This window comes from Streptomyces sp. NPDC016469 (assembly GCF_040632905.1).
Classification (GTDB): domain Bacteria; phylum Actinomycetota; class Actinomycetes; order Streptomycetales; family Streptomycetaceae; genus Streptomyces.
In genome coordinates this window covers 1-7,785 of record NZ_JBEYCQ010000071.1, presented here as the reverse complement: position 1 = coordinate 7,785, position 7,785 = coordinate 1, and the positions used below count along the sequence as shown (strand labels likewise).

General features: G+C 70.0%; 8 protein-coding genes. 3 read left to right on the top strand and 5 right to left on the bottom strand.

What is annotated here, in order from left to right:
- Positions 1-110: 110 nt before the first annotated feature.
- The 5 genes from ABZ565_RS35055 to ABZ565_RS35035 are packed head-to-tail and all read right to left on the bottom strand — an operon-like array spanning position 111 to position 5,502.
- Positions 111-959 (bottom strand): alpha/beta hydrolase, encoded by an 849-nt coding sequence (locus ABZ565_RS35055; RefSeq protein ID WP_361036312.1) that lies wholly within the window; start codon positions 957-959, stop codon positions 111-113.
- Entirely contained in the window at positions 956-1,486 is a 531-nt protein-coding gene (locus tag ABZ565_RS35050; protein WP_361036309.1) for an SRPBCC family protein, read from the bottom strand. Before ABZ565_RS35050 ends, ABZ565_RS35055 begins: the two co-directional genes overlap by 4 nt.
- 58 nt (positions 1,487-1,544) lie before the next feature.
- Entirely contained in the window at positions 1,545-3,038 is a 1,494-nt protein-coding gene (locus ABZ565_RS35045; protein ID WP_361036306.1) for an FAD-binding protein, read from the bottom strand.
- Between the two features lie 19 nt (positions 3,039-3,057).
- Positions 3,058-4,614 carry an NAD(P)/FAD-dependent oxidoreductase gene (locus tag ABZ565_RS35040; RefSeq protein WP_361036303.1) on the bottom strand — a complete coding sequence of 519 codons (1,557 nt, stop codon included), beginning with the start codon at positions 4,612-4,614 and terminating at the stop codon, positions 3,058-3,060.
- A gap of 9 nt (positions 4,615-4,623) precedes the next feature.
- A complete protein-coding gene (locus ABZ565_RS35035; protein ID WP_361036300.1) occupies positions 4,624-5,502 on the bottom strand; it encodes a class I SAM-dependent methyltransferase in 879 nt (292 codons plus the stop codon).
- A 193-nt stretch (positions 5,503-5,695) separates the two neighbouring features.
- Here ABZ565_RS35035 and ABZ565_RS35030 point away from each other — a divergent pair, with 193 nt between their 5' ends.
- From ABZ565_RS35030 to ABZ565_RS35020, 3 genes are read left to right on the top strand one after another with little or no spacing between them, the layout of a single operon-like run.
- Entirely contained in the window at positions 5,696-5,950 is a 255-nt protein-coding gene (locus ABZ565_RS35030; protein ID WP_018105947.1) for a hypothetical protein, read from the top strand.
- 10 nt (positions 5,951-5,960) lie between these two features.
- Positions 5,961-6,947 (top strand): beta-ketoacyl-ACP synthase 3, encoded by a 987-nt coding sequence (locus ABZ565_RS35025; protein WP_361036297.1) that lies wholly within the window; start codon positions 5,961-5,963, stop codon positions 6,945-6,947.
- Positions 6,944-7,699, top strand: coding sequence for an SDR family NAD(P)-dependent oxidoreductase (locus ABZ565_RS35020; RefSeq protein WP_361036294.1), 756 nt, complete (start codon positions 6,944-6,946; stop codon positions 7,697-7,699). The genes ABZ565_RS35025 and ABZ565_RS35020 overlap by 4 nt, the downstream gene beginning before the upstream one ends.
- The last annotated feature ends 86 nt before the right edge of the window (positions 7,700-7,785 follow it).

The following is a 7,785-nucleotide window of genomic DNA, read 5'->3' as shown; positions in this document are numbered from 1 at the left end:
GACGACACCCCGCGGACCGCTCAGGCGCACCCGCCCGCGCGTGCAGACGAGGATGTGCGGAGCTGTCGCGTCCAGGACCACGGCCGGGCCGCCCTTCCCTGTGCGTCGCGCTATCCGTGGTCCCGCGTCAGCTCGCTGACCGCGCCCACCACCGTCTGGGGCGCCTCCAGGGGCAGCATGTGCCCCACGTCCGGCACCTCCTCGAAGCGCGCCCGGGGCAGCGCCTCGGCGACGACCCGGCCGAGCTCCGGCGCGATCACCTTGTCGCCGGTGCCCGCGAGGACCACCGCCGGCACGGTCACCGACACCAGGGCCTCGCGCAGGTCCATGCCCCGCGAGGAACGGAACGCCTCCGCGCGCACCGCGGGCCCGGCCGCCGCGAACATCTGGCGGTTCACCTCGCTCAGCCGCCGGTCCGCCTTCGGGCCGAGCATGTTCTGCCCGAGGAGCTTGCGGCCCAGGGCCGGGCGCGAGACCGCCCGCTGGAACAGCGCGCTGCCCATCATGCGCACCTCGCTGTCCGGCGTGTCCTGGTCGTGCGCCGCGGTGGCCAGCAGCACCAGGCCGCTCAGCGCGCCGGCGTTCCGGTCCTCCGACGCGGCGTACGACAGGGCGGCGAACCCGCCCCCGGAGTGCCCGACGACGACGGCGTCCGGCGCCTCCACATGAGCCAGGACCGCGGCCAGGTCCGCCCCGAGCCGGGTGATCCCGAAGGGCTCGGCGCCCTGCGAGGAGGCGCCGTGGCCCCGCAGGTCGTAGGAGACGACGCGGTGCCCGAGGCGGATCAGCCGGTCGGCCACCGTGCTCCACACCCGGCGCGACGCACCCCAGCCGTGGACCAGCACCACGGTCACGCCGGTCGGAGGCGTGAGCGGCGGCAGGACGGACACCGCCAGGCGGGCGCCGTCGTCGGTGAGCACCTGCGTCTCGGTCGCCGGTGCGGCGGCCACCGCCGTCATCGGGTACTGCCCTCCAGCTTCCGGGCCTCCGCCGCCTCACCGGACCGTACGGCCGGAGCCTGCTCCGCCGCGAGGATCTGCCCGAGCCGGACGAACGCCTCCCTGGTGGCGGTGGAGTGCTCCGCGCCGATGTCGGCGACCTTCGCGAGGAGCTTCAGAAAGCCGTTCGGACGGCCCACGAAGTGCATGCCGACCTTGGTGCGGCCCCCGTCGAGCGGTTCCACGACGAAGTCGCTGGTGCCCCGGAACACCCCGGACACGTAGTCGACCGACAGCAGCCGCTGGGGCTCGACGGCCCGGGTGCGCGCGGTGAACCGCAGCTTCGGGCCGCCCTTGCCGACGCCCTTGGTGTGCACCGTGACAGCGACCTCGCCGCCCACCTCGTCCGGCGAACCGGACACGGTGGCGAAGGTGTTGGCCGGCACCCACCAGCGGGCGGCGCCGCGGAACTCGGCGATCAACGCCTCCCACACCGCCTCCGGCGGCGCGTCCACGATCGCCTCGTCGATCAAGTCGTAAACTGTCATGCCGATTCTCCTGTCGGGGTGTTCCGGGTGGCGGTCTGGGGCCCCGGGGCGTCCCGGATCAGCCGAAGAAGCCCTGACCGGGGGTGAGGATGCCCGCCGCGTCGTAGCGCTGCTTCGCCGCGACGAGGACCTTCCAGCGGGCGCCGAAGTGGGCCCGCCAGTCCGCCCCGGTCATGTCCGGGATCGCGCCCACCAGGTACCGCTTGGCACCCAGCGCGACCGCCTTGTCGTACAGGCGGCGGTTCTGGTCCAGCATCCGTGCGATGTCCGCGCCCGGGGCGGGGAAGCGGAGCACGTCGCACAGGTACGCGGTCGGCTCGGAGGGCTGCACCGACAACGGACGGGTCAGCTTCGACGTCGGATACGGGTAGTAGAGCAGGAAGCCGGCGCCCAGGTCGTCGCCGTTCAGTTCGGCGGTCAGCAGGTCCGCGAACGCCTTCGCCTTGGAGGCCGGGACGAACAGGCTCAGCCACGGCTTGGGCTGGTCCCAGAAGTCGTTCTCCTTGAGCCACGCCTCGTCGGCGTCGGTGCGGAACACGGCCTCGCGGAAGGACAGGTCCTCGATCGTCGCGTACGCCCGCTCGTCGTGCAGACCGGTGAGCAGCGCGGTGCGGTCGGGGGCGGAGCTGCCCTTCCAGTACGCCTGGCCCTCCAGCTTGTACCACCAGCCGGAGTTGTCCGGGGTGCGGGCGATCTCGCCGACCTGGCCCTCGAACCGCTTCTCCGCCATGAGCTTCTCGGAGTCAGCGAGGAACGCGGACACGTCGTTGTAGTAGAGGGTGAAGACGGTCATCTTCGGCGGTGCCGGGATCAGGGCGACCTCGGCGCGCACGATGATGCCGACCTGACCGCCTCCGCCGAGCGCCGTGTTGAACAGATCGGCGTGGCAGCTGGGGCTGGCCGTGATCAGGTCGCCGTTGCCGGTGACGATGTCGATCGACTTCACGGTGTCGATCTGGAGCCCGTACCGCGCCACGGTGGAGCCGATGCCGCCGACGCTGAGCGTGCCGCCTATCGACAGGTGCAGGTAGTCGGTGAGCGCCGGCGGGGTCAGGCCGCGGGCGAGGGCGGCGTCGGTGAGCTGGGCCCAGGTGACGCCGGCCTCGACCACGGCGGACGACGAGCCGATGCGGACGATCTTCGTCAGACCGCGCGCGTCGATCGCGATGCCGCCCTGCGGAACCTGCGCCTGCCCGTAGCAGGAGTGCGACTCCTCGTCGCCGTTCTGCCCGCCGCGGCCGTTCATCGCGATCTTCAGCCCGTTGGCCCGGGCGTAGTTGACCATCTTGACGATGTCTCGCACCGAGCCGGGACGCAGCACCGCCCAGCACGCACCGGTCACCATGTGGCCGAAGTCGTGGTTGAACGTGGAGGTGACACCCGCCGAGGTCTCCAGCGTGCCGTCGAGCGACGGCAGGCTCGCCGCCGTATCGGCGAAGGAGTCCGACTCACGTGCCCACGCCTGGTGCGCAGTGCTCCAGCCGATGACGGTGGCGGCCGCCATGCCCCCGAGGATGCTGCGCCGCGTGATGGGGGTGCTGCTGCTTCTCATTCGGTCTGTCTCCCGTCCATTACGTGTGGTTCAGGGCCGGCAGGCCGGCGCCCGCGAGGGTGGCGAGCTGGTACTCGGAGGGGGTGAAGTGCTTGGTCTGGCGACGGAAGCGCCAGGTGTACGTCGGCCAGATCGACGGGTTGCGCCCGTGTGCGTCGAGGTACCAGCTCTTGCAGTTGCCTGCGTTCCACACGGTGCCATCGAGGCGGGCCTGCAGCCGCTCGTTCCAGTCGTCCTGGACTGTCTTTCGAACCTCCACCGAGGCCAGGCCCTTCTGGTCCATGACCTTCAGCGCGTCCAGCACGTAGCCGATCTGCGCCTCGATCATCACGACCTGCGAGGAGTGCCCCAGGGTGGTGTTCGGGCCGAGCAGCAGGAACAGGTTCGGGAAGCCGGCGACGGTGGTGCCGCGGTGCGCGGCCATGCCGTCCTCCTGCCACACCTCGCGCAGCGACCTGCCCTCGCGGCCGGTGATCCGCCCGGCGACCGGGCGGTCCGTGGCCTTGAAACCGGTGCCCAGGATGATCGTGTCGATCTCCCGTTCGGCCCCGTCGGCGGTGACGATCGAGTGGGCGGTGACCTTCGCGATGCCGTCGGTCACCAGGTCCACGTTGGGCTGCTGGATCGCCGGGTACCACGTGTTGGAGAACAGCAGGCGCTTGCACGCCATCACGTAGTCGGGGGTGAGCTTCGCGCGCAGCGTCTCGTCGGCGACCGACTTCTTCAGGTGGTCGCTGGCCATCTTCTGCATCTTCCCGGCGACCTTGGGCCGCTTCATCACGAAGGCCAGGATCTCCCGGCCCCACATGTTGAAGTTGCGCCGGAAGTTCTGGTAGCCGGGGACCCCGCGCAGCAGCTTGGTCTGGAGCGGGCTCGTCACCTTGTCGTTCTTCGGGCCGATCCACGGCGGGGTGCGCTGGTAGAGGTCGAGCCGCCCCACCTCGGGCTGGATCTTCGGCACGAACTGGATGGCGGAGGCGCCGGTGCCGATCACGGCGACGTTGCGCCCGCTCAGGTCGTGGTCGTGACGCCAGCGGGAGGAGTGGAAGACGGTGCCCGCGAAGTCGGCGAGGCCCGGGATGTCGGGGACCGCCGCCTCGCTGAGATAACCGGTGCCGCTCACCAGGACCTGCGCGGTGTAGTCGCCCTGCGAGGTCTCGATGTGCCAGCGCCGGGTCGTCTCGTCCCAGCGGGCCCCGAGCAGTTCGTGCCCGAAGCGGATGTGCGGACGCACCCCGAACCGGTCGGCGGTGTCCCGCAGGTACGCGTACAGCTCGTCGCGCTTGCCGAAGGTGGACTTCCACTCCGGGTTCTGCGCGAATGAGAACGAGTACAGGTGGGACATCACGTCGCAGGCCGCGCCCGGGTAGGAGTTGTCCCGCCAAGTGCCGCCCACCTCGTCGGCGCGTTCGAAGACGAGGAAGTCGTCCACGCCCTTCTGCAGCAGCCGGATCGCCATGCCGAGGCCGGAGAACCCGCTGCCGATGACGGCGACGCGCAGATGCCGCTGCGGTCCGCCGCCGCCGGCCGGGCGGGTGTCCTCGTCGCTGCGCGGCGGCTCTAGAGTGCTCGTCACGTCAGCCTCCTAGCGGCGCGCGATGGTGACGCGGAAGTTGTTGAAGAACTTGTCCTCGAGCGTGTACGCGAAGATGTCGAGGTAGCGCTCGAAGCGGGCCACGACCTCCTCGCCCTCCATGGCGACGGCCTCGTCACGGCGCTCGGCGAGCAGCTTCAGCCAGGCGCGGCAGGCCACCGCGAACGACTCGCGCTCGTTGACGATCTCGACCACGTCGAACAGGCCCTCGGCGGCCTGCGTCAGCTCGTGCAGGTGCGGGATGTGGCAGTTCTCGAACTCCGAGCGCTGCAGGAACTTCAGGTCGTCCAGCAGCTGCCGGTTCATGGGCAGCGCCTCGGCCGTCATGGTGTGCAGCACGAAGCGGGCGCCCGGCTTCAGGGCGGCGCCGACCTTCTGGAAGAACACCCGGTACTTCTTGGTGCGCTCGCGCGGCGGCAGCGTCGAGGAGACGAAGTGCTCCAGGGCGTTGATGCAGAACGCCGCGTCGTACGGGTCGTCGGTGGTGTGGTCCTCCCAGGACTCCACCCGCGTGGTGATGCGCGGGTTGTCCAGGCCGGCGATGAACTGCTCCTGCGTGCGGCTCAGCGTCAGCCCGACCGCCTGCTCGACGCCGTGCACCGTGGTGACGCGGTTGAGCATGGTGCCCCACCCGCAGCCCACGTCCAGGACACGGCGGACGCCCGCCGCTCCGGCCAGCTCGACGAACTTGTCCAGCTTGCGCTCCTGGGCCTCGTCGAGCGCCTCGGTGAGACCCTCGCCCTCCTCCCAGTAACCGCCGGAGTACATCATCGTCGGGCCCAGCAGGAGGCGGTAGAAGTCGTTGCTCACCTCGTAGTGGTGCCTGATCGCGTCGACCTCGGGGACCGACTGGTTTGCAACCGTGGTCATCTTCGTCCTCAACTCCCGTCCGGCTCATGCTCATGGCGTGGTGCCTGCGATGTCATCGCGAGACGAAGAAAACCCCCGCGTCGCAAGAGACGTGCAACACGACGGGGCCGCCGGCTGTTGCGCGCCGGTTGCGTGCGTACGGGTTCCATGCGTTTCGAAAAGGCCAAGCCCTGCGGAGGAAGGACCTCACCTCATGTCTCTGCCCACCATCGAAGAACTGGCGAGCCAGCTCGAGGCCGTGTCCGGCGCCCAGAAGGTCGACCCGGACCACCCGCTCCAGCACATCCCGGACGTGGACTCGCTGGACCTCATGGAGTGGCTGTACGGGTTCCAGAACACCTACCCGGACATCCCGGCCGACGAGTCCCTGTTCGCCGACCTGGACGACACCACGACCCTGCGCCACGTCTACGACCGCATCCTGGCGCTCGTGCCGGCGCAGGCCTGAGCGGGCGCGCATGAACGGCTTCGACATCACCGGATGGGGCATATCCGTCCCCGAAAAGGTGGTCACCAGTGCGGAGCTCGCCGAGCGCTTCGGCGTCGACGAGCACTGGATCACCAGCCGGTGCGGGATCAGTGAACGGCGCGCCGTCGGGCCCGGCCAGACGACAGCCTCGCTGGCCGTCGAGGCCGGCCGGCGCGCCCTCGCCAAGGCGGGCCTGAGCGGCGGCGACATCGCCCATCTGATCGTCGCCACCGCCACGCCCGAGCAGCCCTCGCCGGCGACGTCCGCGTTCGTCCACCACGAACTGGGCATCGCCGGCAGCGCGCACGACGTCAACTCCGAGTGCGCGGGATTCGTCTACGGGCTCGTCTCCGCGATGGCCCTCATCGCGATCGACCCCCGGCCGATCCTGCTCATCGGCTCCGACACCCACACGCTGACCGCGAACCCCGCCGACCGGGACCTGTCGATCCTGGTCGGGGACGGCGCGGGAGCCGTCGTACTCGTCCCCGCGGCCGACAGCAACGTCCTGGCCTGGAACCTGGGCGCGGACGGCAGCTGCACCGGCAGCCTCAAGGTCCTCGCGGGCGGCAGCCGTATGCCGACCACCGAGGAAACGGTGCGCCAGGGTCTGCACTACGCGCAGATCAACGGGAACGAGATCTACCTGAACGCCGTGCGGTACACCGTCCGCACGGTCCGGGAGACGCTGAAGAACGCCAAGGTCGAGGCGGCCGACGTACGCCACGTCATCCCGCACCAGGCCAACATCCGCATCATCAACTCGATCCTCGGCCACACCGGGCTGCGGCCCGAGGCCCTGGTCGCCAACCTGCACAAGTACGGGAACACGGCGTCCGCCTCCATCCCGATCGCCCTGGCCGAGGCGCTGGACGAGGGCCGCATCCAGAACGGCGACCTGGTCCTGTTGGCCGGCTTCGGCGCAGGCATGACCTGGGGCTCCATGCTCCTCGAATGGCGCGGAGGGACACGATGAGTACGCAGAAGCCCGCCGGCACCCGGCCCGAGCACCCCGTCGCCCTGGTGACGGGCGCCTCCGGCGGGCTCGGCCAGGCGCTGGCGATCGAACTGGACGCGCTCGGCTGCAAGGTGGCCGTCCACTACAACAGCGCGAAGGACGCCGCGCTCGCGGTGCAGGAGAAGCTCACCAACGACTCCGTCATCGTGACCGGGGACGTCGGCTCGTACGAGGCCGTCACGGCGATGCACGCGCAGATCGCCGAGCGGCTGGGCCCGGTCGACGTCCTCGTCAACAACGGCGCGATCCGCCGTGACCAGGTCATGGCGATGCAGAAGCCCGAGGACTGGGCGGCGGTGATCCAGACCAACCTCATCGGCTCCTTCCACACGGCCCGGGTGTGCGTCCCGCACATGCTGCGCAAGCGGTGGGGCCGGGTGATCAACGTGGTCTCGCCGTCGGGTCTGATCGCGACGGCCGGGCAGACGGCGTACTCCGCGTCCAAGGCCGGCCTGATCGGCTTCACCCGGACCCTGGCCGCCGAGTGCGGGCGGCGGGGCGTCACGGTCAACGCGCTCTCGCCCGGATTCATGATCACCGGCATGACTCAGACCCTCCCCGACCACGTGGTGGAGTCGATGGAGAAGAAGGCGCCGGTGCCCCGTTTCGTGACCGTGGAAGAGGTCGCGCGCAGCTCCTCCCTCTTCCTCGACCAGGACTGTATGACCGGCCAGGTCATCAGCATCGACAGCGGCGTCACCATCACCTGATATCCACCCAGGGGGCTTTCCTCGGAAAGCCCCCTGGGGAACTGATTCCGCACGAAAAGTCCGCGGAATGCTCCTGCGAAATACGG

Coding starts and splice junctions, on each gene's coding strand:
- ABZ565_RS35055 (WP_361036312.1), bottom strand. CDS start 959: ATGACGGCGGTGGCCGCCGCACCGGCGACCGAGACGCAGGTGCTCACC.
- ABZ565_RS35050 (WP_361036309.1), bottom strand. CDS start 1,486: ATGACAGTTTACGACTTGATCGACGAGGCGATCGTGGACGCGCCGCCG.
- ABZ565_RS35045 (WP_361036306.1), bottom strand. CDS start 3,038: ATGAGAAGCAGCAGCACCCCCATCACGCGGCGCAGCATCCTCGGGGGC.
- ABZ565_RS35035 (WP_361036300.1), bottom strand. CDS start 5,502: ATGACCACGGTTGCAAACCAGTCGGTCCCCGAGGTCGACGCGATCAGG.
- ABZ565_RS35030 (WP_018105947.1), top strand. CDS start 5,696: ATGTCTCTGCCCACCATCGAAGAACTGGCGAGCCAGCTCGAGGCCGTG.
- ABZ565_RS35025 (WP_361036297.1), top strand. CDS start 5,961: ATGAACGGCTTCGACATCACCGGATGGGGCATATCCGTCCCCGAAAAG.
- ABZ565_RS35020 (WP_361036294.1), top strand. CDS start 6,944: ATGAGTACGCAGAAGCCCGCCGGCACCCGGCCCGAGCACCCCGTCGCC.